Below are 26,983 nucleotides of genomic sequence, written 5' to 3' on the forward strand. Positions count from 1 at the left end.
CCGTGCCCAAGACGCCGGACAAGATCAATCTGGCGCATTCGACGGTTCTGCTCGTCGATGATCAGCCGACATCGCTCGATCTTCTGAGTTCGATCGTTCAGGGGTTCGGAGTTCGCGAACAGTTGAAGTGTCCCTCGGCCAAGGATGCGGTCGAACTGGTCCAGCGCCGGTCCGTCGACCTGATCCTGATCGACTGCGCCATGCCCGAGATGGACGGCTATGATTTCGTCCGCTGGCTCAGGCGAGAGGCGTCCGAGCCGATCCGTTTCACGCCCGTCATCATGATCCTGGGCCACGCCGCCCGCGCCCTGGTCGCCAAGGGGCGCGACTGCGGCGCCAGCTTCATCGTCGCCAAACCCCTGACTCCGGCGGTCCTGCTGAAGCGGATCATCTGGCTGGGCGGCGAAACGCGCCAGTTCGTCGAAGTCGAAAACTACGTTGGACCCGATCGCCGCGTGCGCAACTATGGTCCCCCGCCCGGAGAGGAAGGTCGCCGCCAGACCGACCTGTCGGGTGAACTGGGCGAGGCCGTCGAGGCCAATATGGATCAGGACGATATCGACATGCTGTTGAAGCCGATGAAGGTGGCCCTGTGACCGCAGATGCGACCCCGCCCCGTCTCCGAAACGTCCAGACGTCGCTTCAGCGCCAGATGGCGCGCCCAGGCGGCGTGCCCATCGCGGACGCCGTCGCGCGCGCCGAAGAGGGGCTGGGGGAACAGCGCGGCCGGACCCTGCTTGTGCTTCAGGACAAGGTCGACGCCCTGAACCGCCTGTGCGCCGACCGCCCGGCCGGCGCCGACGGCGAGGTCTACGCCCTGGCGTCAGCCCTGGTCGACATGTCAGGTTTCATGGAGATCCCGCCCTTCTATGCGGCGGCCTACAGCCTGTGCGACGCCGCCCACCGGATGGCCGCCGCCGACGCCTGGTCCTGGCCCGAGGTTCAGGTCCACGCCCGCGCCCTGAGCCTGATCCTGGCGAACGACTGCCAGGGCGGCGAGGCCGTCGATCAGATGCTGGCGGGTCTGCGCGCCGTGGCCGAACAGGCCGTGCACCCCGGTTAACGCCGCCCTTCCCGAATCCGGAACAGGGGCGAAACGAATCAGGACCGAATCGGACACAGGCCTCGATTCGCGATTTGTTCACCGCAAGATATTGTATCTTAAGATCTATTAACCACAACCAGATCGTTGCGGCAAGGTCCCGGTCCAGGACCGAAATCGCACATCGACCCCCGCCCCATCTTTCCCCCCGCCCGACGAACCGCTAGGTCATCCCGCGTGGCCCCGTAGCTCAGCCGCATAGAGCAAGGCTTTCCTAAAGCCGAGGTCGGAGGTTGGAGTCCTCCCGGGGTCGCCATGTTTTTGTCGAGACCACTTAGAACTCGCTCAAAACACACCGAGGCCGCCTAAACTTGCGATTGGATCGCAAAGCTTTGCGGGTCGCCCGGGCGCCATTTCCCGAAGTTGCCCATTCCCAAGCTGGAGAGCGTAACCAGCCGCAGCGATCGTTTCGGGTCGATGAGCGACATTTAAGCGCGTCACCCGTCATTGGAGAAAGCGCATCTCCCGGATATAGCGCTAAACCAACAGGCGGCGAAGAGCCGCAAGCGTCGGGAGAACCACATGAAGCTGCACGTCTGTCTATCCGCTCTGTTGGCGGTGATGGCCTCGGGCCAAGGCGTCCAGGCGGCCACGCCTGACGCCTATCGCGATCTGAACCACAACGGCCGTCGCGACGTGTACGAGGATGCAGGTCAGTCGATCGACGCGCGCGTCGATGATCTGGTGCGCCAGATGACGCTGGAAGAAAAGGTGGGCGCCATGATGCATGGCAGCCTGCCGGCAGGCGACGAACTGGGGCACGGCGGCGCGATCTATGACCTGGACCAGGTCGGGGTCATGATCGGCGAACGCCATCTGAACAGCTTCATCACCCGTCTGGTCGTGACGCCGCGTCGGTTGGCCGAGCAGAACAATGAAGTCCAGAGGCTGGCCGAACAGACCCGCCTGGGAATCCCGGTCACGATCAGCACGGACCCCCGCAATCACTTCCAGGCGGTGCTGGGCGCCAGCACCGCCGGCGGTGGATTTTCGCTGTGGCCTGAAACCCTGGGCCTGGCCGCCACGGGCGACGCCGACCTGGTTCGCCGCTTCGGGGAGGTGGCGCGCCGTGAATACCGGGCCGTGGGCATCCAGATGGCGCTGTCGCCCCAGGCCGACCTGGCCAGCGAGCCGCGCTGGCCGCGCGTGACGGCGACCTTTGGATCAGACCCCGCCGATGTGTCGCGGATGGTCCAGGCCTATGTGGAAGGTTTCCAGGGCGGGACGGACGGCGTGCGGCCGGACGGCGTCGCGACTGTCGTCAAACACTGGGTCGGATACGGGGCCGAGCCCGAGGGGTTTGATGGGCATAATATCTATGGGCGGGTGGCGCGGCTGGACAACGCCAGCTTCGCCGAACATGTCGCCGCCTTCGACGGAGCCTTTGCGGCGGGTGTGGCCGGCGTCATGCCGACCTATCCGATCCTTGAAGGCGTCAGCCTGGACGGCGCCCCGCTTGAGCCGGTCGCGGCCGGATTCAACAGGCAACTTCTGACCGACCTTTTGCGGGACAAGAAGGGATTCAAGGGGCTGGTCCTGTCGGACTGGGCGATCACCAACAACTGCGACGCGGCCTGCCGTGCGCCGACCGCCGATCATCCGCAGACTGCCAAGGACATCGGCATGCCCTGGGGCGTCGAGGGGCTGACCCAGCCGGAGCGGTTCGCCAAGGGCGTGACCGCAGGGATCGATCAGTTCGGCGGGGTCAATGACGGCGCGATGCTGTTGCAGGCCGTTCGCGACGGCCAGGTTCCGGCGGCGCGCCTCGACGAGGCGGTGCGGCGCATCATGACGCTGAAGTTCCAGCTCGGTCTGTTCGACAATCCCTATGTCGATCCGGATGTCGCGGAACGGGTCGTCGGCGATCCCCAGTCTCGGGCCCAGGCCGACCTGGCCCAGCGCCGGGCGCAGGTCGTCCTGGAAGACGGCGGCCGGCCGCTGACGGCCGAGGGCGTCAAGACGGTGTGGCTCTATAATGTCGATCCGGAAGAAGCCCGTCGCCGCGGCTGGGCCGTGGCGTCCGACCCGGCGCAAGCCGATCTGGCCCTGGTGCGGGTGAACGCCCCCTTCGAACGGCTTCATCCCCATCATTTCTTCGGCGCGCGCCAGAACGAGGGCCGTCTCGATTTCCGTGACGGGGATGCGGACTATGAGGCCGTCAAACAGGCACGGGCCGCGCGGCGCAGCGTGGTCGCCGTCAATCTGGATCGTCCCGCCATCCTGACCAACATCCGTGACAAGACCGACGTGCTGATCGCCACCTTCGGCGCCAGCGATGCGGCGGTCCTCGATGTGGCGACGGGCCAGGCCAGGGGCGAGGGCCGTCTCCCGTTCGAACTGCCCTCCAGCATGGCGGCGGTCGAGGCCCAGGATCCGGCCCGGCCGGACGACAGCGCCGCGCCCCTGTATCCGCGCGGATACGGACGGGGCGCCCCCCGGAACTAGGCCACTGGGGCGATGCCGGTCGAGCCGCGCTCGATCAGCTGATGCTCGACCATATGGGTGACGACAGGGCGGGGCGCGTCGGGATTTCGGATCGCCTCGATCAGGAGCCTGACGGCCTGGCCGGCGATTTCCGCCACGGGCTGGCGCACCGTGGTCAGCTTGGGCTCGACCCGAATGGCCAAGGGGCTGTCGTCAAACCCGGCGATGGAGACGTCGTCGGGCACGACCAGGCCCAGCTTCTGAGCGACCGCGATCGCCGCCGCCGCCATGTCGTCGTTGCACGAGAGGACGGCGGTGGGGCGTGGCGTGAGGCGCATCAGGCGGTTCATGGCGACCAGTCCTGAATCGAAGGTCAGATCGCCGTCTACGACGAGTTCAGGATCGAAAACCAGGGCGGCGTCCTGCAACGCCTCTCGATAGCCCGCGAACCGCGTGGTGGTGCTGAGGTGATTCGGCGCGCCCTTGATGAAGCCGATCCGTCGGTGGCCCAGGGCGATGAGGCGTCTGGTCATCGCCCGGGCGGCGCCCCGGTCGTCGATGCGCACGCTGGACAGTCGCGGCAGATTGTCGCCTGTGGACACGCCCATCAGGGCGATGCCTTCGAATTCCGCCAGATCGTCGGCGGTCAGGGTCTCGCAGAAGGGCGGGGCGACGAGAACGCCCTGGGCGCCGCTCCGGACCAGTTGGCGCAGGACGTTCATCGGCGACTGGTCGCCTTCGAAATCCCACCGGCCGACCAGCATCTGCGCGCCCATTCGCGAGGTGGTGTCCACGGCGCCGATCACCATGGCGCTGAGATAGTCGTTCTCGGTATTGCGGAAATGCACGCCGACCCGCTCGGGCGCCGCGCTGGCCAGGCTGCGCGCGGCGATATTCGGGACATAGTGGAGGGCTTCGACCGCCTGCATGACCGCAGCGCGGGTGGCGTCGGTCACCAACTTCTTGCCGGTCAGGACATTGGACACCGTCATGACCGAGACGCCGGCCTGGGCGGCGACCTCCTGCATGGTGACCGCGCGGGTCGATTTCCTCTGCGCTCGCGCCAAGACTCGCCTCTTGTGATTGCCGGTCTGACGTGAGGCCTGGCGGCGCAACCGTCAATGGCGCAGACCCCGAGTGCGTTTGACAACCTTCTCCGCTCATGCATTTTAGCGATAAACCGACATCAGATCGGCTTGGAGGTTTCCGTGATTCAAACGCATCGTTCCGGCTCTATGCGCGACGGCTCCGTCGCCGTTTCGGCCGCGCTGGACGGCTCGTCGCTTCGCCCCCTGCTGCCTTGGGCTCTGCTGTTTCAGGCCCCGGCGTCTGCCCAGTAGGTCCGCATGACGTCCAGACAGAAATCAAGGCGTTCGGCGGCAGACCGTTTCGCCGGCATGCGCCGGATCGAGGGCGGCCGGTTCAGCATGGGCTGCGACAGCTTCTATGCGGATGAGACCCCCGTTCGCCCGGTAAAGGTCGATGGGTTCTGGATCGACGAGACGCCGGTGTGCAATCGCGACTTCGCCGCCTTTGTCGCGGACACGGGCTACGTCACCCTGGCCGAGATCGCGCCTGATCCGCGCGACTATCCGGGCATGGATCCGGCCCTGGCCCAGCCGGGATCCCTGGTGTTCACGCCGCCGCCCGGGCCTGTTCGACTGGACGACCCCATGCAGTGGTGGGCCTTCAAGCTGGGCGCGGACTGGCGCCATCCCGCCGGGCCGGAAAGTTCGATCGAGGGTCGCGAGGATCATCCTGTGGTCCACGTCGCCTTTCCCGACGCCAAGGCCTATGCGGTCTGGGCCGGCAAGAGCCTGCCCAGTGAAGCGGAATGGGAATATGCGGCGCGCGGCGGGCTGGACGGCGCCGACTACGCCTGGGGCGACGAACTGGCGCCGCAGGGCGTTCGCCTGGCGAAATACTGGGACGGCGAATTCCCGCACGCCAACCACGCCCCCGAGGGGCTGAAGACGACGGCGCCCGTCCGCAGCTATCCGGCCAACGGCTACGGTCTCTACGACATGATCGGCAATGTCTGGGAGTGGACGGCCGACTGGTATTCCGCCAGCGCCGCAGCCTCGGCCGCCAAGTCTCCGTGCTGCGCCCCCCTCAATCCCCGCGGGCCGCGCCAGGAGTTCAGCTATGACCCGGACGCGCCGGGGCGTCCAATCGGGCGCAAGGTGCTGAAGGGCGGATCGCACCTCTGCGCCGACAGCTACTGCCGACGCTATCGGCCCGGCGCACGCCATCCGCAGCCCATAGATTCCGCCACCACACATATCGGCTTTCGCTGCGTCATCCGCGCAGTCTGACACCCTGATCCCAACCTGGAGCGCTTGCGCATGAGACCGACCCTGAAAAGCTTCCGCGCGATCCTGCTCGCCGCATCCTGTTTCGTGGCCCAGCCGGCGCTTGCCCAGACGACTGCGGCCCAGACGACTGCGGCCTCGGCTTCCGCCGCCGCCCCGGCGCGCCAGGCCCAGCCGATGAACATGATCTTCGTGCTGGTGGACGACCTGCGCTTCGACGCCATGGGCTTCCTGACGCCGGGGCTGAACACGCCCAACATCGACTTCATGGCCAAGAACGGGACCTATTTCCCGAACGCCGTGGTGACGTCCTCGCTATGCTCGCCCAGCCGGGCGACCATTCTGACCGGCCAGTCGCCTCGCAATCACCGCGTGATCGACAACAACAACTCGTCGGAGGAGGGGCTGGTCTTCTTCCCGAGCTATCTGCAACAGGCCGGCTATCAGACGGGCTTCTTCGGCAAATGGCATATGGGCAGCGACACCGACGCGCCGCGTCCGGGCTTTGACCGTTGGGTCAGTTTCAAGGGGCAGGGCTTCTACTTCCCCGAAGACCGGATGAGCCCCGCCCAACTGGCTGCGGGTCAGCGGCAGATGCTGAATGTGGATGGCGTGCCGACCAAGCAGCGCACCTATATCACCGACGATCTGACGGACTATGCGATGGACTGGCTGGAGCATGGGCGTGATCCGGCCAAGCCCTTCTTCCTGTATCTGTCGCACAAGGCCGTCCATTCCGACGCCATGCCTCCGGCGCGCTATGCTGACCAGTACAGCGATCTGGAAATCACCCTGCCGGCGTCGATGGCGAACACGCCGGAGAACAATCGCGGCAAACCCGTTTGGGTGCAGAACCAGCGCAACAGCTGGCACGGGGCGGACTTCCCCTATCATACGAACCGGGATCTTCGTGAGCAGGTGCGCGACATCTACCGCACCCTGACCCCGGTGGACGACAGCCTGGGGCGCCTTCTCCAGTATCTGCGAGACAACGGCCTGGAACAGAACACCATGGTCGTCTTCTACAGCGACAACGGCTTCATGTTCGGCGAACACGGCCTGATCGACAAGCGCAACGCCTACCAGCCTTCGGTCCGGGTGCCGATGGTCGTCTATGCGCCCGGTCATGTTCAGGCTGGCGTGGTCAATCCCGCCGTGGTGCGCAATCTGGATCTGGCCCCGACCTTCCTTGACGCAGCCGGGGTCGCCGAGCCGGCGCAGATGGAGGGCAAGAGCTTCCTGCCGCTGGCCGAGGGCGAGGTGACGCCCAAGGCCTGGGACACCAATGACTTCGTCTACGAATACTACTGGGAGTGGACCTTCCCGCAGACGCCGACCACCTTCTCCATCACGCGGAACGGGGTGAAGTACATCCAGTATCACGGCGTCTGGGACATCGAGGAGGTGTATGATCTGTCCACTGACCCGGACGAGATGAACAACCTCGTCAACGACCCGGCCTACGCCGAGCGAAAACGCGAACTGCGCCACGCCCTGCACGCCTCGCTGGCGACCCGCGGCGGCGACCATGTCATCCCCTATACGGAACGGACCAGCGCAGGCCTGGTCGACCGTGACGTCAATGGCGCTCGCGCCGCCGACTTCCCCGCCGAATGGTATGTCGCGCCCAACCGGCCCGGGCGGATGAACGGACTGTTCCCCGACACGCCGGCCAAGGCCGAAGCCGATGCGGCCGGCCGGGCCTATTTCCCCGCCCGACCGGCGGCGGAACCCGAGAAGAAATAAGACAGAAAGACCCGGCCTGCAGCGCAGGCCGGGTCTTTGCTTCAGTCTTGAAGGCCCGCCGTGCGTTCAGCGCGGCGGGCCTCATTATGTGCGGACGGACGTCGCGCGCCCGACGTCACCAGATATAGAGCAACTCAAGCTGGTAGGACTTCATGCCGTCCTCGCCGATGGCCTTGTATCCGTCGGAGGCCAGAAGCGGGCTGATCGAGCCCTTCACCGAGACATGTTTGTTCAAATTATAGTTGGCGGCGACGCCGGGCAGCAGGCCGATGAAGCGCGCATCGGTCTTGCGATTGTTCACGGCGGTCTGGTAGCCCAGCGAATAGCCGTCCTCGATGGAGTAGCGCCAGAAGGCGCGAAGGGATGCGCCCAACTCGAGCTTGTCGGTCGCATCGAAGGTGAAGCCTCCGCCCACGTCCACAAAGTTCGTGAAGCCGATGGAGCTGGCGAAGTTGGCGTGACGTTGAACGCTGTACAGCGGATCGAAGGTGCGGATGACATCGCCCTCGCGCGATCCGCCCGACGCGACATTCGAGACCAGTTGGAGCGTCAGATTGCGCGGTGCGCCGGGCACCGGATAGCGGATGCTGTTCACCATGGCCCAGGCGTCGATCGTCTTGGGGCCCACATCCCCGGTCTGCTGGATCAGATTGGCGTCAATCTGCGCGCCATGGATGCTCCCATACAGTCGAACCCCGAAGGAGCTGATGTCCTGGACGCTTGTGGCTTTCAGCAACGCGCTCTCTTCGTCGCGATAGCCGACGTAATAGGCGTCGAAATTCAGCGAGACATGCTGACGGCGCGGCAGGGCGAAGGCGCCATAGGCGCCCCAGATCGCGGTGGTGTCGTCGACCGTGTCGTCGAAAGCGCCGCGTTCATGCACCAGAGGTCGATAGGCGAAGGCGTCGAACCGGAAAGCCTTGGCGGCGTAGTAGGCCCGCACGCCGTCGAAATTGCGCTCGATGTTGTGGATCGGCTGGGCCGAGATCAACTGGCCCGATCCCAGATGCGTCTGCTGTCGGCCGACCCTGACCCCGGCGCGCCCATTGTAAAGCGGCCGGCTGTACTCGACGAACGCCTGACCAAGCTCCAGGGCGTTCTGCTGCCGTCCAAAGACGGGGGATACATAGTTGTCGCCGGTCACCTGGCCGCTGACGATCTGTCCGAAGACACGCAGGCGTTCACCCAGGTGCAGGTCGGCGCCGTACTGGTGACGAAACTGGAAGGAAAGACTGGCCAGGGCAGGCGATGCGGTTCCGATCGACGGACGGTTGAAGTTCTGCATCAACATGCGTTCTTCGCCGCTGAAGGTGACCCAGATCTGTCCGTCGGCCGACAAGGGCACATGTTTCAGGCGCTCGTCCCAGGGCGCGTTCGCGGCGGCCGGTTTCGGAAAACTGTCGTTGGCCCGAAGAGTCTGGAAGCCGCCCGCCTTTTGGCCCTGGTGCAGCGACGGGGGCAGGGCCCGGGCCGGTGCTGCGGGGGCTGAAGCCGTCTGGGTTCCAGGGGCGGCGCCCGCCGATGCGGAAGGGGTGGTCGCCGAGGACGCGTCGGCCACCGCCTGCGCCTCGGCCTGGTCAAAGCCGATGGCCGAAAGACAGACGGCGGAGGCGAGGCCGCCCATACGCGACGCAGGGCTAAGCCGGCGCGGCGCGCGGCGCATTGCGGTGTTCTTCAAGTTTCCCTCCCGAGGGCAGCATGGTTTATCGCTATAATTTAGCGGTAAACTAATCCGGGGCCGCGTGTTTAGTCAACGCGGTACGGCTCGCGTGAATCGGAGGCGTGTCGCACCTCTGACCAAGGCCTCAGCTGTGGTCCATCCTCGGCTTTGGCGGCGTGGACGGAGCCGACGCTTCGACCGAAGGCGGACCAGACGTCAGTTAGCCGAGCCAGCGTGCCCCCGCATGATCAGCGCCGCTGACTTTGATGTGGGGCGAGGGCCATCACGATTGATCTTGGCCAGGGGACGAACGCGAGGCGCTCAGCGTGCGTGCAATGGCGGCCTTAGCTTGGGACAGGTTCTTGGCGATCCGCCGTCGTTCAAGCATGGCGGACTTTCTCCGCGACCGGCTAAGGTTGGCCCGACAGTTTTGTCGAGACCACTTAGAACTGGCTCAAAACCAGCTAAGAATGACGCAACATGGGAATGGCTCGCACGCATTTGGCGTCGGAAATGCGCCAGTTTCAGACATCGTTATCACGCCTGAAAGCCGACCTTCGTTGAGCGTGGGGGCGCTTGGCGGTAAGCAGCGGCATGCCTGCTCCGATTGCCCAACTTGAACTCGGTCGAGACGGTGCCGAACTAGCGCCAAAGGCGCTCGACAGCTCCACGCTCGCTGCTTTGGAGCAGGTACTCGCCAGCCAGTCGCGAGACGTCGCCGGCGTCAGGCTATTCGGCGTTGAAGGACTGCCTGGTTTCCTCGCGATCAACGGTCCGATCGGCTCCGTCGCCGCACGAAGTCTGGGAGTGATGGCGCGGCCGGTGCGGGCGATTCTCTTCGACAAGACGGCGTCCGCGAACTGGTCGCTGGCTTGGCATCAAGATCGCGTGGTTGCGGTGCGGGAGCGAAAGGAAGTCGAAGGTTTCGGGCCTTGGACACGCAAACATGGCGCACTGCACGTCGCGCCGCCATTCGATCTTCTCGCCAGAATGCTCACACTGCGCGTCCATCTCGACCCCGTACCTCAGACAAACGCCCCATTGCTCATTGCGCCGGGCTCTCATCGCCTTGGAAGGATTCCTGAGGCTGATGTTCCAGAGGCGGTGAGCAGGTGCGGCGTCGCTATGTGTCTGGCTGAAGCGGGCGACGTCTGGACCTACGCCACGCCGATCCTTCACGCGTCCGATAGGGCGTCCGCGGCGACGCATCGCCGAGTTCTACAGGTGGACTATGCCGTCGGTGATCTTCCCGGCGGACTGCAGTGGCTTGGCGTCTGACACGCGCTCAAAGCCGGCCGTCCCTCCTCTCGCATTATGATTTCATTACGCCGAACGCCGGGATTCACATCGCGCCTTTACGCCCCTCCATGGTCCCTTCCGGCTCTGATTTGAGCTGAGGAGGCCGGCATGGCCGATGTTGTTTTTCTGGCGGTCGGGGCCGGGGCGTTCATCGCCTTCGCCGCGCTGGCCGCAGCGTTGAGACGGGTGTGACGATGATCGCCATGCTCTGGGGCGCGGGGGCGGTCGTCGTCGCCGTCTACATGGTCGCGGCTCTGCTGCGGCCCGAGCGGTTCTGAAGAACCGGGACTGAAATCATGAACATTCAAGGATGGGGCGAGATCGCCCTGACCCTTGGGCTGGCCGTTCTGCTCGGCTGGCCCATTGGCGTTTACATGTCACGCGTCTGGAACGGCGAGCGGACCTGGCTGGACCCGGCGCTGAAGCCGGTCGAGGCCGTCTTCTATCGGGCGGCCGGGGTCGATCCAAAGCGCAGCCAGGGCTGGCTGGGCTATGCCGGCGCGCTGCTGGCGTTCAACGCGGCGGGCTTCGTCCTGCTGTACGCCATCCTGCGTCTGCAAGGCGTGCTGCCGATGAACCCGCAGGGCTTTGCCGGCGTGTCGCCGCACCTGGCCTTCAACACCGCCGTCAGCTTCGTCACCAACACCAACTGGCAGAGCTATGGCGGCGAGACGACCTTGTCGACCTTCACCCAGATGGTCGGTCTGACGGTGCAGAACTTCGTCTCGGCCGCGACCGGCGCAACCCTCGCCGCCGCCCTGGCGCGCGCCTTCATCGCCAATCGCGGCGAGGGGGTCGGCAATTTCTGGGCCGACCTGACCCGCACCACCCTCTATGTGCTGCTGCCGGTCGCCTTCGTGTTGGCCGTGGTGCTGTCCGGCCTGGGCGTCGTCCAGAGCCTGGCCGCCAGCGTCCATGCGACGACGGTCGAGGGCGGCTCCCAGACCCTGCCGCTGTTCCCGGCCGCCAGCCAGGTGGCGATCAAACAGTTGGGCATCAACGGCGGCGGCGTCTTCAACGTCAACGGCGCCCATCCGTTCGAAAACCCTTCGCCCCTGACCAATCTGATCACCGCCGTGGCGATCAACCTCATGGGCTGGGCGGCCTTCTTCGCCTTCGGCCGTTCGGCCATGGCGGGGCGCGACATTCGCGCCCTGGTCACGTCGGCATTGATCATCCTGAGCGTCTCCAGCGCGGCCATGTATGTGATTGAGACCCAGCCGGCCCCGGCCCTGGTGGCCGCCCACGTCGATGCTGCGGCGAACATGGAGGGCAAGGAGGTTCGCTTCGGCGCCCCGGCCTCCACCGTTTGGTCCGTCGTGACGACGGGGGCGTCGAACGGTTCGGTCAACTCGATGCACGCCAGCTATATGCCGCTGGGCGGGGCCTTGCAGATGTTCCTGATGCAGCTGGGCGAGATCCTGCCGGGCGGCATCGGGTCGGGCATCGCCATCATGGTGGTGATGGCCCTGCTGTCGGTCTTCGTCGCCGGCCTGATGGTCGGGCGGACTCCGGAATATCTGGGCAAGAAGATCGAGGCGCGAGAGGTTCAGTTCGCCATGATCGCGGTGCTGGTTCTGCCGCTGGCCATCCTGGGCTTCTCGGCCGTGGCGGCGGTGATCCCCACAGCGCTGGAAGGGGTGCTGAACGGCGGGCCGCACGGTCTGTCGGAGATCCTGTACGCCTACACCTCGGCGGCGGCGAACAACGGCTCGGCCTTCGCGGGTCTGACCGCAAACGCCCCCTGGTGGAACGCGACCCTGGGCCTGGGCATGCTGTTCGGACGGTTCGTTCCGGCCGTCGCCGTCCTGGCCATCGCCGGCAGCCTGGTGGTCAAGCCCAAGCTGGCGGCGTCCACCGGCACCCTGCCCACCGACAACGGCCTGTTCATCGGCCTGCTGATCGGCGTGATCCTCATCCTCGGCGGTTTGCAGTTCCTGCCCGCCCTCGCCCTGGGACCGATCGTCGAGCACTTCCAGGTGCTCGCCGCGGTCGCCGGCGCCTGATGCTCCGGACATCCTGACATGACACAAATCACATTGGATCCCCGCGGGGGGCAGCCTGGCGAAGGCGGTCGTTCGACCCCCATCGCGGGCGGTCTCTCCGGGGCGATGATCGGTCGCGCCGTCGGCGAGGCCTTTCTCAAGCTGAACCCGGCCAAGCTGGTCAGGAACCCGGTCATCTTCACCACCTGGATCGTGGCCCTGCTGGCCACGGTGTCGGCGGTCGCGGCGGTTGTGGGCGGCCAGTCGGCGGGCTTTGCGGTGCAACTGGCCGTCTGGCTGTGGGCCACGGTCCTGTTCGCCAATATCGCCGAAAGCGTCGCCGAAGGGCGGGGCAAGGCGGCGGCGGACAGCCTGCGGGCCACCCGCGTCACGACCAAGGCCAAGCTGATCGTCGATCCCGAGACTGGCCTAGTGGTTCCGACCAGCGCGTCGGATCTGGAGGTCGGCTCGATCATCCTGGTCGAGGCTGGCGACGTGATCGCCTCGGACGGCGAGATCATCGAGGGCGTGGCCTCGGTCAACGAGGCCGCCATCACCGGCGAAAGTGCGCCGGTGATCCGCGAGAGCGGCGGCGACCGTTCGGCCGTGACCGGCGGCACCACTGTGGTGTCGGACTGGATCAAGGTGCGCATCACGGCCAAGCCGGGCTCGACCTTCCTCGACCGGATGATCGCCATGGTCGAGGGCGCGGATCGCAGGAAGACGCCGAACGAGCTGGCCCTGGCCGTGCTCCTGGCCGGGCTGACCCTGATCTTCCTGATCGCGGTCGTGACCCTGGTCGGCCTGGGCGCCTATTCGGGCGTGAACATCAATCCGATGGTGTTGGGCGCCCTGTTCATCACCCTGATCCCGACCACGATCGGGGGGTTGTTGTCCGCCGTCGGCATCGCCGGCATGGACCGGTTGCTGAAGGTCAATGTGCTGGCCACCTCGGGCCGTGCGGTGGAGGCGGCCGGCGACGTCGACACCCTGTTGCTGGACAAGACCGGCACCATCACCTTCGGCAACCGCATGGCGACCGAGGTCATCCCGGTTCCGGGCGTGCGTCCGGAAGCCGCCCTGGCCGCCGCCGTCATGGCGTCCCTGGCCGACGAGACGCCCGAGGGCCGCTCCATCGTCGAACTGGGCCGCAACGCCGGGATTTCGGTCGAACAGCCAGCCGGCGCCGTCGCCATCCCCTTCACCGCCGTCACCCGCCAGTCAGGCCTGGACGTCGGCAAGGACAGTTGGCGCAAGGGCGCGGTCGATGCCGTGCTGAAGGATTTGAACCTGTCTGACGGTGCGGCCCCGGCCGAGTTCCGCCAGGCCGTGGACCGGATCGCCCGCTCGGGCGGCACGCCTCTGGCCGTCACCCAGAACGGCGTCCTGGTCGGCGTCATCCACCTGAAGGACGTGGTCAAGCCGGGGGTGAAGGCGCGCTTCGCCGACCTGCGCCGTATGGGCCTGCGCACCGTCATGATCACCGGCGACAATCCGGTGACGGCGGCGGCCATCGCCTCGGAGGCGGGGGTGGACGACTACCTTGCCGAGGCCACGCCCGAGGACAAGATGCGCCTCATCAAGGCCGAACAGGCCAAGGGCCGGCTGGTCGCCATGTGCGGCGACGGCGCCAATGACGCCCCCGCCCTGGCCCAGGCCGACGTCGGCGTGGCCATGCAGACCGGCGCCCAGGCCGCCCGCGAGGCCGGCAATATGGTCGATCTGGACAGCGATCCGACCAAGGTCATCGAGATCGTCGAGGTCGGCAAGCAACTGCTGATCACGCGCGGCGCCCTGACCACCTTCTCGGTCGCCAACGACGTGGCCAAGTATTTCGCCATCATCCCGGCGATGTTCGTGGTCTCCTTGCCGGCCCTGGGCGCGCTGAACGTCATGCGTCTGCACAGCCCCGAGAGCGCCATCCTGTCGGCGGTGATCTTCAACGCCCTGGTCATCGTCGCCCTGATCCCGCTGGCGCTGAAGGGGGTGAAGTACCGGGCCATCGGCGCCGGCGCCCTCCTGGGTCGCAACCTGCTGATCTACGGCCTGGGCGGCCTGATCGCCCCGTTCGTCGGCATCAAGCTGATCGACCTCGTCATTTCCGCGCTGGGCCTGGCCTGATGCGCGTTTCCAAGGACATCTCCATGCGTAATCGTCTCAACAAGGCGTCCGGGCGCAACGACGCCTGGTTCGCCGCCGCCTGTATCATCGGCATCGCGTGCCTGGGCCTGTGCAGCGAAGCCGGGGCCCAGGACGTCTCGGCGAATGTCGCCCTGACCTCCGACTATGTCTTCCGCGGCGTCAGCCAGACCCAGGAAAACCCGGCCATCTCGGCCGGGGTCGATCTGACGAAGAACCGCTTCTACGCCGGCGGCTGGGCCTCCAACGTCGATTTCGGCGACGATACGGACGCCGAGGTCGATCTCTACGCCGGCTATCGGCCCGAGGTCGCAGGCTATGCCCTGGACTTCGGCGTCATCGGCTATCTGTACGCCGGCCAGCCGGACGGCGCGGACTATGACTATGTCGAGCTGAAAGCGGCCGCCTCGCGCGCCTTCGGCCCGGCCACCCTCGGGGCCGCAGTCTATTATTCGCCCGACTTCTTCGGCGCGTCGGAAGACGAGGCGACATACGCCGAGGTCAACGGCGCCGTCAGCCCGGCCGACAAATGGACGGTGTCGGGCGCGGTGGGTCGGCAGTGGGTGTCGTTGGCCCTGGACTACACCACCTGGAACCTGGGCGCGGCCTATCAGCTGACTGACATTCTGGCGTTGGATCTGCGCTATCACGACACCGATCAACACGACTTCGGCGATCTCTACGGCGCGCGCGCCGTGGCGACGCTGAAGGCGACCTTCTGAGGCGAGGACCATGGTCAACCAACTGCGTCCGGCCATCGCGATGATGGCCTTGTTCACCCTCCTGCTGGGGCTGGCCTATCCGCTGGCGGTGACGGGGATCGCCCAGGTCGCCTTCCCCAGCCAGGCCAACGGCAGTCTGGTGCGCGACGCCGGCGGCCGGGTCGTCGGCTCGGCCCTGATCGGCCAAGCCTTCGCGGGCGAGACCTATCTGCATCCCCGTCCGTCGGCGGCCGGCGACGGCTATGACGCCGCCGCCTCGTCGGGGTCGAACCTGGGGCCGTTGAATTCGGCTCTGGCGGCGCGGGTCGCCGAAAGCGCCCAGGCCATCCGCGCCGACGACGGCGCGGGGGGCATCCCCGCCGATGCGGTGACGACCTCCGCCTCGGGCCTCGACCCGGACGTGTCCCCGGCCTACGCTCGGCTTCAGGCCGCGCGGATCGCCCGCGCCAGAGGCGTTTCCGTGCAGCAGGTCCAGACCATCATCGACGGCCAGACCAAGGGGGCTCTGCTGGGCTTCGTCGGCCAGCCGCGCGTCAATGTCCTGCTGACCAACCGCGCCCTGGACGCCCGTTTCGGCGCGGAGGGCTGATTGCCCGAGACCGAGGCCGAAACGCCCGCGACTTCAGCCGTTCCGCGCCGCAAGCGCGGGCGGCTGAAGGTGTTTCTGGGCATGTCGCCCGGCGTGGGCAAGACCTATGAGATGTTGCGCGCCGCGCGCCGTCGAAAGGCCGAGGGGCTGGATGTCGTGGTGGGGGTGGTCGAGACCCACGGCCGAAAGGAGACGATGAGCCTGCTGCGCGGGCTGGACGTCATGCCCCGCGCCCCGATCGACCATCGCGGCCGATCTCTGATGGAGTTCGATCTCGACGGCGCCCTGGCGCGCCGCCCCGGCCTGCTGCTGGTCGACGAATACGCCCATTCCAACGTCCCCGGTTCACGCCACCCCAAACGCTGGCAGGATGTTGAGGAACTGCGCGACGCCGGGATCGACGTCTGGACGACGCTGAACATCCAGCATCTGGAGAGCCTGTCCGACGTCATCCTGCGCATCACCGGCGTGCGTCAGCGCGAGACGGTGCCCGACAGCCTCCTGACCGAGGCCGACGACATCGAGGTGGTGGACATCACGCCCGAGGACCTTCGCGCCCGCTTGGCCGAGGGCAAGGTCTATGTGCCCGAAACGGCGCGGGTGGCGTCCGAGAACTTCTTCAAGCTGGAAAATCTGACGGCCCTGCGCGAACTGGCCCTGCGCCGCGCGGCTCAGACGGTGGACGATCAGCTGCTGTCGCATCTGCGCGAGCGCGGCGTGTCGGGGCCGTGGGCGGCGGGTGAACGGATCCTGGTCCTGGTCGGGGGCGACGCCATGACCGCCTCGCTGGTGCGCACCGGACGGCGCATGTCGGACATGATGATGGACGCCCCCTGGTCGGTGGCCCACGTCGAGCGGCCGTCGGGTTCGCGCTCCGACGCGCGATCAACCGGCCGTCTGTCCGAAGCCTTCAAACTGGCCGAGCAACTGGGCGGCCGACCGGTGACGCTGAGCGGCGACGACGTCGTGCGCACCGTCCTGGATCACGCCCACCGCAACAACGTCACCCAGATCGTCATCGGCAAGACGCGGGGCGGCCGCCTCGCCGAATGGACCGGCCGGGCGCTGGCCACCGAACTGCTGCGCAAGGCCCAGGGCGTGGCCGTCCATGTCGTGACCGAAGGCGATGGGTCGGCGCCCGAGCCGACGATCAGGCCCGGTCTCCGGCCTGGTCTGGACTGGCGTCCCTATTCCGCCGGCGCGGGTTTCGTCGGGGCCGCGACCGGCGTCGCCCTGTTGCTGGACACGCGGTTCGAGCGGGTCGATCTGGGCGTCATCTATCTGGCCGCCGTTGTGGCGGCGGGGGTGCTGAACGGGCTGCGGCCCGCTCTCGTAGCGGCGACCCTGGCCTTCCTGACCTACAACTTCCTGTTCCTTCAGCCGCGCTACAGTTTCCTGATCGGTTCGCCGACGGACTTCCTCACGCTGTTGCTGTTCTGGGCCGTCGCCCTGGGCACGGGGGCCCTGGCCGGGCGGGTGCGCGAACAGGCCCGCGCGGCCCAGCGTCGCGCCGCCGCCGTCTCTGCCCTGCTGGCCGCCAGCCAGACCCTGTCGGCGGCCCAGGATCGTGCGACGACCGCCCGAAGCCTGGCCGAACAGGCCTCAGCCGCCGCCGGGGCCGGGGCGGTGGTCCTGCTGCCGGACGGCGACGACATCGTCCTGACGGCCGCCAGCCCCGAGGGCGTGGTCCTGGGCGCCGACGCCATGGCCGCGGCCCGCTGGGCCTGGACCCACGGCGAGGTCACGGGTCACGGCACCGGCACCCTGCCGCAGACCCGCTGGCGGTTTCAGCCCCTGCAAGGCGTGCGCGGTCGCGCCGGCGTGGCGGGAATCGACGCCTCGGCCGTGGCGGCGGGCTCGGACGAGGAGCGGCTGGCCCTGGCCCTGCTGGATCAGGGCGCCGTGGCGCTGGAGCGGGCTGATCTGGCCGGACAGGCGCTGGAGAGCGAGACCCTGCGTCGCGCCGACCGGTTCCGCGCCGCACTGATGAACTCGGTCAGCCACGATCTGCGCACGCCCCTGTCGACCGTGCTGGGCTCGGCCACCACCCTGATCGACTATGGGGCGACCCTGAAGCCCGAGGTCCGCGACGACCTGCTGCTCAGCATCCGCGAAGAGGCCGAACGCCTGTCGCGCTATGTCGGCGACCTGCTGGACATGACCCGGCTGGAGGGCGGCGGGCTGAACGTCCGCACCGACTGGACCGATGTGCGCGACGCCCTGAACGCCGCCGCCGACCGGGTGTCGCGCCGCCTGGGGCGACGTCGGATCACCCGCGACTTCCCGCCCCAGCTCAGCATGGTGGAAGCCGACCCCGGTCTGCTGGAACAGGCGGTGGTCAATATTCTTGAGAACGCCATCGCCTATAGCCCCGACGGGACGACCATCGAACTGGCGGCCTATGAGGACCGGGGCTCCGTCGTCATCTCCATCGAGGACGAGGGGCGCGGCATACCCACGGCCGAGCTGGAACGGGTGTTCGACAAGTTCCGCCGCATGGAGGATTCGACCGACCGCGCCCCCGACAGAGTCCAGGGGGCCGGCCTGGGTCTGGCTATCGCCAAGGGCTTCGTCGAGGCCATGCGCGGCCGCATCGCCGCCGCCAGCCCGATCCACGACGGACCCGACGGCGGCAAGCGGGGCGCCCGCATCCTGATCAGCCTGCCCAAATCCATCGCCACCCATCCGGATCTGCTGTGATGCCCGCCGTCCGCCCCCAGGTCCTCGTCATCGACGACGAGCACCAGATCCACCGCTTCCTGTCGCCCGCCCTGGACGCCGCCGGTTACGAACCCCGCCGCGCCGACAGTGGGCAGGAAGGCCTGCGCGCCATCGCATTGTGGAGCCCCGACGCCGTGGTGCTGGACCTGGGCCTGCCCGACATGGACGGCAAGGACGTGCTGAAACGGGCGCGGGAATTCTACCAGGGGCCGATCATCGTCCTGTCCGCCCGCGATCGCGAGGCCGAGAAGATCGCGGCCCTGGACCTGGGCGCCAACGACTATGTCGAAAAGCCGTTCGGGGTCGGCGAACTTCTGGCGCGCATCCGGGCCGGGCTGCGCCAGGGGGCCTTGGCGCCGGTGGCGGGCGGCGTGGTCACGGTCGGAGAGGTGGTCATCGACCTGGACCGCCGCATCGTCACCCGCGCCGGCGAGCGGGTGAAGCTGCGCCCCAAGGAATACGAAGTCCTGGCCTGTCTGGCCCGCAACGCCGGCAAGGTGCTGGGCCACGCCGACCTGCTGAAGACCGTCTGGGGCGCGGGCCACGCCGCCGATGTCCAGTATCTGCGCGTCGTGATCGGCCAACTGCGCCACAAGCTGGAGGCCGACCCCGCCGAACCGGCCCTGGTCGTCACGGAACCGAGCGTGGGATACCGGCTCGAACTCTGATCGCTCGCCTCGGCGGCTCAGGCGGCTCAGGCGGCGAAGGCGGCCTTCATGGGCTGGACGGTCTGGACGGGACGTCGCGTCGGCAGGTCGAAACTGACCACCGTGCCCACCCCGGGCTCGCTTTCTATGTTCAGCCGGCCGCCATGCATCTCGATCAGCGACTTGGTCAGGGCCAGGCCCAGGCCGGTGCCCTGGGTGGTCTTGGAATGCTGGCCTTCGACCTGTTCGAAGGGCCGCGCCAGACGGACCATATGTTCAGGCGCGATGCCGATGCCGGTGTCGGCGCAGGCGACCCGGACGCGATCCTCGCCGGCCGCCCCCTTGAACGGCGTCAGCGACAGGGTGACGGTCCCGCCTTCGGGCGTGAACTTAACGGCGTTGGAGATCAGGTTCAGCATCACCTGTTTCACGCCGCGGTGGTCCGCCTCGATGTCCGGCAGGTCGCCCGCTTCGATCTCCAGGGTCAGGCCGGACTCCAGAACCTTGCCGCGCATCAGTCGGGCGGCGTCCTCGCACACGTCCCGCAGCGAGACGGGCTCGTAGTGCAGGGTCATCTTGCCGGCCTCGATCTTGGCCATGTCCAGGATGTCGTTGATCAGGCTGAGCAGATGCTGGCCCGACTTCAGGATGTCGCCGGCGTAGCCCTTGTACTTCTCGCCTATGGGGCCGAACAGCTCGGCGGCCATGATCTCCGAGAAGCCGTTGATGGCGTTCAGGGGGGTGCGCAGTTCGTGGCTCATATTGGCCAGGAATTCGGACTTGGCCTGATTTGCGGCCTCGGCCCGGGTCATGGCGATCTCGTATTTCCGGGCCAGTTGCGACAGCATCTGCTGGCTGGCTTCGAGCTGGGCCACGGTGCGGCTCAGGTCCTCGACGGCGCGGCGGCGTTCGGTCTCTTCGCGCTTGATGGCGGTGATGTCGGCGGCGGTGACCACCGAGCCGCCCTCCGAGGTGAAGCGTTCGGACAACTGCAGCCAGCGGCCGTCGTGCAGTTCGACCTCGCGAAGGCCCGCCCGGCCGTCCGTCGGCGCATGTTCGGCCTTGATGGCCAGGGCGGCGATGCGGTTCAATTCCTCCTTCGCCGCGCCGCGCCGCACGACGCCGGACTGGAAGTCGAAAGCGTCCTCGAACGCCTGGTTCCAGAGGATGAGGCGGCCTTGGCGATCAAACAGGACGAAGGCGTCCGAGATGCTCTCCACCCCGTCGCGCAGACGGCTTTCGGCGGACTGGGCGGCGGCCTTGGCCCGGCGGGCCTCTGTGATGTCCAGGGCGACGCCCAGGATGGCGGAGAAGCCGGCCTCGCCCCGCGCCCCTCGCGCCTGGCCGCGCGCATCGATCCAGCGGGTCCGGCCGCCGTCGCCCGGGACGGGGAAGGTGACCTCGAAGGCGCCATAGGCCGAGGCCTGGCGCAACGCGTGCTGCACCTGGTCGCGGTAACGGGGATGGATGCGGGCCATCACGGTCTCGGCCGGTACGACGCCGCCGGTCTCGAAGCCCAGCAGGGTCGCCATATAGTCGGACAGGGTCACTTCGGCGCCGTCCAGATCCCATTCCCATACGCCGCAGCGCGCCGCCTCCACCGCGATGCGGAAGCGTTTTTCCGACGAGGCCCATTCCCGGCTGGCGCGCGCACGACGCAGGCCCTGGAACAGGAACAGCGCCAGGACGCCGAGGCCCAGCAGCACGGGGGCCGCCAGAACCCAGGCCTCGCCCAGCAGACCCGCCGCACCCGCGGGCGGTCCGCTCTGCAAGGCGACCACATAGGGACCGTCGGGCGTGATCGGCGCCGCCACGACCGGCGCCCTGCCCCCCGGCGTGGCGACGGGCGTGGTCAGGGACGCCAGGTCGCCGGCCTGGACGCCGATCAACGGCGTTGCGGACCGGCCGACCTCGGCGGCGTTCGGCGAGGCCAGGATGATCCCCGTCTTCGACACGATCCGGACCGCGCCAGAGGCGGGCAGGGACGGGAGAATGCGCGCCTCAAGCCGCCGCCCCCCGGCTTGCGGCCCCGTCAGGGTGACGACGCCGGGCGACTGCACCGGCCCCTGGCTGGCCAGGATCGCGCCGTCGGCGCCGATCACCGAAAAGCCCGCGTTCGGCGCGACGCCGCGCGCCCGCTCGACGGCGGCCATCGGGAGCGCGTCGTCCAGCAGTGCGGCTGTCCCGACGTCGATCCCGGTCTGGGCGGCCTGCATCAGGACGGCGGTCCGGCTGGCGGCGAGCTGGGCGCTCAACGTCAAGTTCTCGTTCTGGAGGCGATGGGCTTCGCGGGCAGGGCGTGTCGCGTCTCGCGACATCAACAGCACGTATCCGGTGGAGCCGAGGGCGAGGACCAGCACGCCGATGCGCATCCAGGCCGGGGCGCTGGGGGCCCTGTCGGTGGCGCGTCGGCCTCGCTTGTCTTGCCGCCGCTCCATGCCCCGCAAGGCGCTCTCCCGACCAAATCAGCTACAGGGGGAATCTAGGCTGCGTCGCGGATTCCTGTCGAGGCTTGGTTAATGCTTTCTGAATTCTCAGGCGCGAGATCAGACGCCGACATCGACGCACTGGCCGCCTGTCCTGAACTCAGCCTTGTGCGTTCGCCGCTGGTCGATCGCTTTCGATCAGCCGGTCACGCACATCGGCGGGGGCGGCTTCGGCCCAGCTCAGGAGCTTGTCGAGAACCGGACAGAGGGACTGTCCCCATTCGGTCAGATGATATTCCACCTTGGGCGGGACCTGGGGGTGGACGATGCGGGCCACGACTCCATCGGCTTCAAGCTGTCGAAGCTGCTGGATCAACATCTTCTGCGACACGCCGGGAATAGCTTTTTCGAGTTCGGAGAACCGCCGCACGTTCGACCCGAACAGCTGGAACAGGATCACCAGCTTCCAGCGTCCTTCGAGGACACGGATGACATTCTGCGCGCTCGAGGCCGCAGTTTGGGGGGTGTAGTCGAAGGGCTTACCTTCAGGTGCGTACCTAACTTTTTCGTCGGTTCTTGCCATTGTGGGAGCGTACTTGCAGTTTGGATCGAACGCAAGAATCCGAACGGGAGACCCAATGATCGCCGACCTTCCCAAACCCATCGCTGACTATGTCGCGGCCAATGCGCGCCTCGACCTTGCCGGCATGCTGCAGCCCTTTGCGCCTGACGCTGTCGTGAAGGACGACGGCGGGCGCCATCAGGGCCATGCGGCGCTCCGACGGTGGATGCTCGAGGCCACGATCGCGAGCAAGGCGATCTTCACGCCGGATACGATACGCCACGAGGGGGACCAGGTCGTCCTGGAGGGACCCACGGCCGGCGACTTCAAGGGCAGCCCCCTTCGGTTCACGCTTCGCTTCACTCTGGGCGACGACGCCATCCGCGCGCTTGAGATCTCGCTGTGACGATGCGCCCCGATCCCACAGAGTTCGAAGGTCGACGGATTCTCGTCACCGCCGGCACCAAGGGCGCCGGCCGCGCGACCGTCCAGCGTTTTCTCGCCGGCGGCGCCCGGGTGATCACAGCCGCGCGGGCGGCCCCCGAGGCCTCGACCGGCGCTGAGTTCGTCCAGGCCGATCTCATGACGCTGGAAGGGTGCGAGGCCTTGGCCCAGGCCGCGATGGACCGGTTTGGCGGTGTTGATGTTCTGGTGCATGTCGTCGGCGGCTCGTCGGCGCCGGCCGGAGGCTTCGCCGCCCTGACCGACGCGCATTGGCGCACCGAACTTGATCTGAACCTGATGCCTGCGGTTCGCCTGGATCGCCTGCTGGCCCCGCAGATGATCGGGCGGGGATCCGGCGCCATCATCCATGTCTCGTCTATCCAGCGGACATTGCCTTTGCCGGAATCCACCACCGCCTACGCCGCCGCCAAAGCGGCCCTGTCCACCTACAGCAAGGCCCTGTCCAAGGAACTGGGGCCCAGGGGCGTGCGGGTCAATGTGGTGTCGCCCGGCTGGATATCCACGGAAGCCTCGGACGCCTTGCTGGAACGGATCGCCGCAGGCTCGGGCGGGACGTTGGAAGATGCGCGGCAAAGCGTCCTGAACGCGCTAGGCGGGATCCCCCTGGGGCGGGCGGCGAAACCGGAGGAGGTCGCCGAGTTGATCGCATTCCTCGCCTCCGACCGCGCCGCAGCCATTCACGGCGGCGAGTACGTGATCGATGGGGGCACGATCCCTACCGTCTAGGCGGAGATGAGGATCGAGGGACGATGGGGCGCCGCGCGCTGGAAACGGTGGTTTGGCTCGGAGAGGGCGCGCGCCGTCTCCAACCCGCTTCAGCCCATGTCCCGAAGCTGGAAAACGATCTCCCCAACAAGTCCGGTTCGCACCCCGCCGCGATTGCACAGCTTGAACTTTGCGCCTTGGGCCTCGGAGAGGGTGTGAACGATCGCCAGGCCGAGGCCGGAGCCGGGCGTCTGGGATGAGCCGGCGCGGAAGAAGCGGTCGGTGAGGTGGGGAAGGACGGCTTCATCCACGCCCGGTCCGTGATCCCAGACGCAGACAGCGGCCTGTCGGCCCGTCATGCGGACATGAACGGCCACCGGCGGCGCGCCGTGGTGGAAGGCGTTGTCGATCAGGTTGAGGATCTGTTCGGTGATGAGGTCTTCGGCGCCGAGGACAATGACCGGCTCGGCCGGAAGGCGAAGGCGCAGGGCGCCGTCGGCAAAGGCGCGGCGCTCCCGAGCGGCTTGACAGGCGCGCCGCGCCGCGCGGCCGAGGTCGGCGGAGGTGTCTATCCGGGCCCCGTCGGCCCGGGCCGTCGACAGCAGCTGACCGACCAGCCGCGTCATGCCGCCGACGGCGTCGCGAGAGTCTGCGATCAACCGCCGTTCCTGAGCCGTCCAGGGGCGGGAGGAGCCGGCCAGAAGGTCAAGATTGGCGGAGAGGACCGACAGCGGCGTGCGCAGTTGATGCGAGGCGTCGGCCGCGAACCGCTGAATGCCGGAAGTGGAAGTCTCAAGCCGCGCCAGCAGATGGTTGAAGGCGTTCAGAACGGGCCACAATTCGCGGGGCGCCAGATCGACATTGGCCGGGGCGAAGTCGGAAGAGGGGCTGGGGCGGCGCGTCAGGTCGTCGATCAGACGCTTCAGCGAGTTCAGGCCCCATTGCAGGGCTGGCCAGATCAGAAGCGCTGCAAGCACCACCAGCAGGCCGGGGAGAAGCAGCATGCTGCGGTAGAGCTCTCGCAGGCTGGCGTGACGGGAATCCAGGCTCTGGGCCACCGAGACGCGGATGGGGGCGTCGCGGCCGGGGATGATCAGGGTCTGTTGCGCCATACGCACCGAAACCCCCCGGACGGACAGGTCCGCGAAGACCGGCTCCTCCGTCCGGGCCTCAGGGAGATTGGGCAGTTCGGCATAGCCGGTGACGAGGCGATCGCCTTCGCGGACGCTGTAGAAGACGGCGTCACGTTCGGGACCGTCCAGCAGAGCCAGGGCCCAGGGCGCGACATCCACGGTGATGCGACCCTCCGCGACCGACACCGTCTCGCGGATGGTCTGAAGCGCGCCGGCCAGCAGGCGGTCCGCATTGTTCGCCACCACCCGCTGGGCCGTCCAGGCGCCGACCGCCAGAACGACGACCGCGAAGAGCGCCAGAGGGGCCACCTGTGCGATCAGCAGACGTGTGACCAGGCTGTGGGAACGGGCAGGCCGGGCGAGGCTCATGGATCGAGGCGATACCCGCGGCCACGGATATTGGTCACGGCCGGTCCATCCGGCTGAAGCTTGCGTCGCAAACGGCCGACGTGAATTTCCAGCGCATTGAGCGACGGCGCCTCGTCCTGAGGAAAGACCTCGGCGGCCAGCAGGTCGCGGTCCACCACCTGTCCAGGTCGGGACGCCAGGACGCGCAGGGCCGCCCATTCGCGGGGGCGCAGGGCGAGGTCGCGGTCGTTGACGTGGGCGCGCCCGGTGCGCCAGTCGCAGAAGAGGGTTCCGACCACGACCGCGCCGGCGGCCTGTCCCTGGCGTCGACGCACGATGGCGCGGAGACGTGCGACCAACTCCGATGGGGCGAACGGCTTGACCAGATAGTCGTCGGCCCCGAGGTCAAGGCCCGCGACCCGGTCGCTGAGGGCGTCACGCGCCGTCAGCATGAGAACCGGGGTCGATGATCCCTGCAGCCTCAGGGTTCTCAGCACTTCGAAGCCGTCGATGTCGGGAAGGCCGATGTCCAGGATGGCGGCGTCGAAGACCTCTGAGCTTTCGAGGCGCAAGGCCTGTTCGCCGCTGTCGATGCATCTCGCCTCGAAACCTGCCTCATGCAGAGTGGCTTCGAGCGAATGCCGTAGCGCCTTGTCATCTTCGACAACGAGTATTCTCATGGCGAGGCGAGGGGGCGACGGATCATGGATGACACAATAACCAGAAAGCGGGGCCGGTGAAGACGGATCGGCGAGATCTGCTCGTAGGCCTGGCGGGGGGCCTGGCGGGCGGGCTGGCGGGAGGGGCGGCGGTGTTAAGCGCCGCCGGTTGTTCGTCGGAGCCTGAGGGCGCGGGCACGGCGCCGCGGGTGCGTTGGCTGGCCCGCCGCGAGGGGGCGCTTCACATCCTCACCAACACCAGTTTGATGGGGCCGGTGCTGGAGGCCTTTCGTCGTCGCTGGCCTGAGATCAGGGTACGTCTGGACGACAAAAACTCCACTCGGATCGCCGAGGAGGTTCGGGGGCTCGCGGCTGCGGGCCAGGAGGGGCCGGACCTGGTCTGGAGCACGGCGATGGACGTGCAGGTCAAGCTGATCAACGACGGCTATGCTCAAGCCTACCGGTCGCCGCATCGTGCGGCCATGCCGGACGGTTCGGTATGGCGCGACCAGGGCTATGGCCTGACGGCCGAGCCGATCGTGTTCGCCTATAATCGACGCCGGCTCACGACCGATGTCGTGCCCCGCAGTCATGCGGATCTGCTTCGGTTGCTCAAGACCCGCCCCGAGGTCTTTGACGGTCGTGTCACCCTCTACGACGCCGAACGGAGCGGCGTGGCCCTGATGCAGCTTTCGGCGGACGTGCAGATCTATCCTGAAGCCTGGTCGTTGATGGAGGCGCTGGGCGCGCAGCGTCCGCGGCTGGACACCTCCGGGCGGAGAATGATGAGTCAAATCGCCGATGGGCGGATGGCGTTCGCCTATAATATGAACCAGTCGTACGGCGCGTCATGGGTCGCGCGCGCGCCGGAGATCGGATTGATCACGCCTGAGGACTATCATCTGTCCGTTTCACGCGTGGCCTTCATCCCGCGCAACGCCGCCCACCCGAATGCGGCGCGGCTGTTTCTGGACTTCCTTCTCTCGCGTGAAGGCCAGCGGGTGATCGGAGCCCTGGGCGTTCGACCGGTCCGCGACGATGTCGATGCGCCTGTCCGTCCCGCCGCGCCAGGCGTTCGGCCGGTTCGGGTGGGACCCGCCCTGCTGGCCAATCTGGATCAGGCGCGTCGCGCGACTCTGCTCACCCGGTGGAGGGAAGCGATGCGTCACGGCGTCAGAGCGCCGGCGGATCCGGCTGCTCCCTGACCGTTCCTGTGGATAAGTCCATTAAGTCCGAAGCCTCCCTTTCTGTCACGACGCCGTCATGCGGACGCCCGTCGCTTGCAACATGGGGTCTTGATCTGGTCCGTCTGGTTCGTGCCGGCACGATAAAACCATGT

At 67.4% G+C, this 26,983-nt stretch carries 22 protein-coding genes and 1 tRNA gene; 17 read left to right on the top strand and 6 right to left on the bottom strand.

Features of this window, described 5'->3' with window-relative positions; all coding sequences use genetic code 11:
- Positions 1-2 precede the first annotated feature (2 nt).
- The 4 genes from ACP7CK_RS14720 (at position 3) to ACP7CK_RS14735 (ending at position 3,547) form a co-directional block, all read left to right on the top strand.
- Complete coding sequence (locus tag ACP7CK_RS14720; protein ID WP_292150761.1) at positions 3-596, top strand: response regulator; 594 nt, start codon at positions 3-5, stop codon at positions 594-596.
- Complete coding sequence (locus ACP7CK_RS14725) at positions 593-1,063, top strand: hypothetical protein (protein ID WP_008262327.1); 471 nt, start codon at positions 593-595, stop codon at positions 1,061-1,063. The genes ACP7CK_RS14720 and ACP7CK_RS14725 overlap by 4 nt, the downstream gene beginning before the upstream one ends.
- A 218-nt stretch (positions 1,064-1,281) precedes the next feature.
- Positions 1,282-1,358: transfer RNA gene (locus ACP7CK_RS14730), tRNA-Arg, on the top strand.
- 266 nt (positions 1,359-1,624) lie between these two features.
- Positions 1,625-3,547 (top strand): glycoside hydrolase family 3 protein, encoded by a 1,923-nt coding sequence (locus ACP7CK_RS14735; protein ID WP_426026499.1) that lies wholly within the window; start codon positions 1,625-1,627, stop codon positions 3,545-3,547.
- Here ACP7CK_RS14735 and ACP7CK_RS14740 read toward each other — a convergent pair.
- A complete protein-coding gene (locus ACP7CK_RS14740) occupies positions 3,544-4,593 on the bottom strand; it encodes a LacI family DNA-binding transcriptional regulator (RefSeq protein WP_426026500.1) in 1,050 nt (349 codons plus the stop codon). The genes ACP7CK_RS14735 and ACP7CK_RS14740 overlap by 4 nt on opposite strands.
- A 279-nt stretch (positions 4,594-4,872) precedes the next feature.
- On the opposite strand from ACP7CK_RS14740, the gene ACP7CK_RS14745 reads away from it, so the two are divergent.
- Together ACP7CK_RS14745 and ACP7CK_RS14750 are read left to right on the top strand one after the other, a co-directional pair.
- On the top strand, positions 4,873-5,841 hold the full coding sequence (locus ACP7CK_RS14745) for a formylglycine-generating enzyme family protein (RefSeq protein ID WP_372705182.1): 969 nt from the start codon (positions 4,873-4,875) through the stop codon (positions 5,839-5,841).
- A gap of 30 nt (positions 5,842-5,871) precedes the next feature.
- Positions 5,872-7,584 (top strand): sulfatase family protein, encoded by a 1,713-nt coding sequence (locus tag ACP7CK_RS14750; protein WP_426026501.1) that lies wholly within the window; start codon positions 5,872-5,874, stop codon positions 7,582-7,584.
- Positions 7,585-7,699: 115 nt separating this feature from the next.
- Here the strand turns inward: ACP7CK_RS14750 and ACP7CK_RS14755 are convergent, their stop codons facing one another.
- Positions 7,700-9,262: an alginate export family protein gene (locus ACP7CK_RS14755; RefSeq protein ID WP_426026502.1), complete on the bottom strand. Its 1,563-nt coding sequence runs from the start codon at positions 9,260-9,262 to the stop codon at positions 7,700-7,702.
- 576 nt (positions 9,263-9,838) lie between these two features.
- Here ACP7CK_RS14755 and ACP7CK_RS14760 point away from each other — a divergent pair.
- The 8 genes from ACP7CK_RS14760 (at position 9,839) to ACP7CK_RS14795 (ending at position 19,367) form a co-directional block, all read left to right on the top strand.
- Complete coding sequence (locus tag ACP7CK_RS14760) at positions 9,839-10,522, top strand: phytanoyl-CoA dioxygenase family protein (RefSeq protein ID WP_426026503.1); 684 nt, start codon at positions 9,839-9,841, stop codon at positions 10,520-10,522.
- A gap of 215 nt (positions 10,523-10,737) precedes the next feature.
- Complete coding sequence (locus tag ACP7CK_RS14765; RefSeq protein ID WP_081836166.1) at positions 10,738-10,821, top strand: potassium-transporting ATPase subunit F; 84 nt, start codon at positions 10,738-10,740, stop codon at positions 10,819-10,821.
- An 18-nt stretch (positions 10,822-10,839) separates the two neighbouring features.
- Positions 10,840-12,549, top strand: a complete 1,710-nt coding sequence (gene kdpA, locus ACP7CK_RS14770) for a potassium-transporting ATPase subunit KdpA (RefSeq protein WP_426026504.1) — start codon at positions 10,840-10,842, stop codon at positions 12,547-12,549.
- A gap of 105 nt (positions 12,550-12,654) precedes the next feature.
- On the top strand, positions 12,655-14,649 hold the full coding sequence (gene kdpB / locus ACP7CK_RS14775) for a potassium-transporting ATPase subunit KdpB (RefSeq protein WP_426026670.1): 1,995 nt from the start codon (positions 12,655-12,657) through the stop codon (positions 14,647-14,649).
- Positions 14,650-14,672: 23 nt separating this feature from the next.
- Entirely contained in the window at positions 14,673-15,389 is a 717-nt protein-coding gene (locus ACP7CK_RS14780) for a TorF family putative porin (RefSeq protein ID WP_426026505.1), read from the top strand.
- 10 nt (positions 15,390-15,399) lie between these two features.
- Positions 15,400-15,978, top strand: a complete 579-nt coding sequence (gene kdpC, locus ACP7CK_RS14785) for a potassium-transporting ATPase subunit KdpC (protein WP_426026506.1) — start codon at positions 15,400-15,402, stop codon at positions 15,976-15,978.
- Complete coding sequence (locus ACP7CK_RS14790) at positions 15,979-18,678, top strand: DUF4118 domain-containing protein (protein WP_426026507.1); 2,700 nt, start codon at positions 15,979-15,981, stop codon at positions 18,676-18,678.
- Positions 18,678-19,367 carry a response regulator gene (locus ACP7CK_RS14795; RefSeq protein WP_426026508.1) on the top strand — a complete coding sequence of 230 codons (690 nt, stop codon included), beginning with the start codon at positions 18,678-18,680 and terminating at the stop codon, positions 19,365-19,367. Before ACP7CK_RS14790 ends, ACP7CK_RS14795 begins: the two co-directional genes overlap by 1 nt.
- A 26-nt stretch (positions 19,368-19,393) precedes the next feature.
- Here the strand turns inward: ACP7CK_RS14795 and ACP7CK_RS14800 are convergent, their stop codons facing one another.
- Both ACP7CK_RS14800 and ACP7CK_RS14805 read right to left on the bottom strand, forming a co-directional pair.
- On the bottom strand, positions 19,394-21,601 hold the full coding sequence (locus tag ACP7CK_RS14800) for a PAS domain-containing sensor histidine kinase (protein WP_426026509.1): 2,208 nt from the start codon (positions 21,599-21,601) through the stop codon (positions 19,394-19,396).
- 331 nt (positions 21,602-21,932) lie between these two features.
- Positions 21,933-22,355, bottom strand: a complete 423-nt coding sequence (locus ACP7CK_RS14805) for a winged helix-turn-helix transcriptional regulator (protein ID WP_426026510.1) — start codon at positions 22,353-22,355, stop codon at positions 21,933-21,935.
- Positions 22,356-22,410: 55 nt separating this feature from the next.
- On the opposite strand from ACP7CK_RS14805, the gene ACP7CK_RS14810 reads away from it, so the two are divergent.
- Together ACP7CK_RS14810 and ACP7CK_RS14815 are read left to right on the top strand one after the other, a co-directional pair.
- Entirely contained in the window at positions 22,411-22,740 is a 330-nt protein-coding gene (locus ACP7CK_RS14810) for a nuclear transport factor 2 family protein (RefSeq protein WP_426026511.1), read from the top strand.
- Between the two features lie 2 nt (positions 22,741-22,742).
- The gene (locus tag ACP7CK_RS14815) at positions 22,743-23,525 is read left to right on the top strand and encodes an SDR family oxidoreductase (RefSeq protein ID WP_426026671.1); all 783 of its coding nucleotides are present in this window, start codon (positions 22,743-22,745) and stop codon (positions 23,523-23,525) included.
- An 89-nt stretch (positions 23,526-23,614) separates the two neighbouring features.
- On the opposite strand, the gene ACP7CK_RS14820 is transcribed toward ACP7CK_RS14815, so the two are convergent.
- Together ACP7CK_RS14820 and ACP7CK_RS14825 are read right to left on the bottom strand one after the other, a co-directional pair.
- Positions 23,615-25,006, bottom strand: a complete 1,392-nt coding sequence (locus ACP7CK_RS14820) for a sensor histidine kinase N-terminal domain-containing protein (protein WP_426026512.1) — start codon at positions 25,004-25,006, stop codon at positions 23,615-23,617.
- Positions 25,003-25,665, bottom strand: coding sequence for a response regulator transcription factor (locus ACP7CK_RS14825; protein WP_183196251.1), 663 nt, complete (start codon positions 25,663-25,665; stop codon positions 25,003-25,005). Before ACP7CK_RS14825 ends, ACP7CK_RS14820 begins: the two co-directional genes overlap by 4 nt.
- Positions 25,666-25,721: 56 nt before the next feature.
- Here ACP7CK_RS14825 and ACP7CK_RS14830 point away from each other — a divergent pair, with 56 nt between their 5' ends.
- Positions 25,722-26,849, top strand: a complete 1,128-nt coding sequence (locus ACP7CK_RS14830) for an ABC transporter substrate-binding protein (RefSeq protein WP_426026513.1) — start codon at positions 25,722-25,724, stop codon at positions 26,847-26,849.
- The last annotated feature ends 134 nt before the right edge of the window (positions 26,850-26,983 follow it).

The sequence above is a fragment of the Brevundimonas sp. TSRC1-1 genome, assembly GCF_049898245.1.
Classification (GTDB): domain Bacteria; phylum Pseudomonadota; class Alphaproteobacteria; order Caulobacterales; family Caulobacteraceae; genus Brevundimonas; species Brevundimonas mediterranea_A.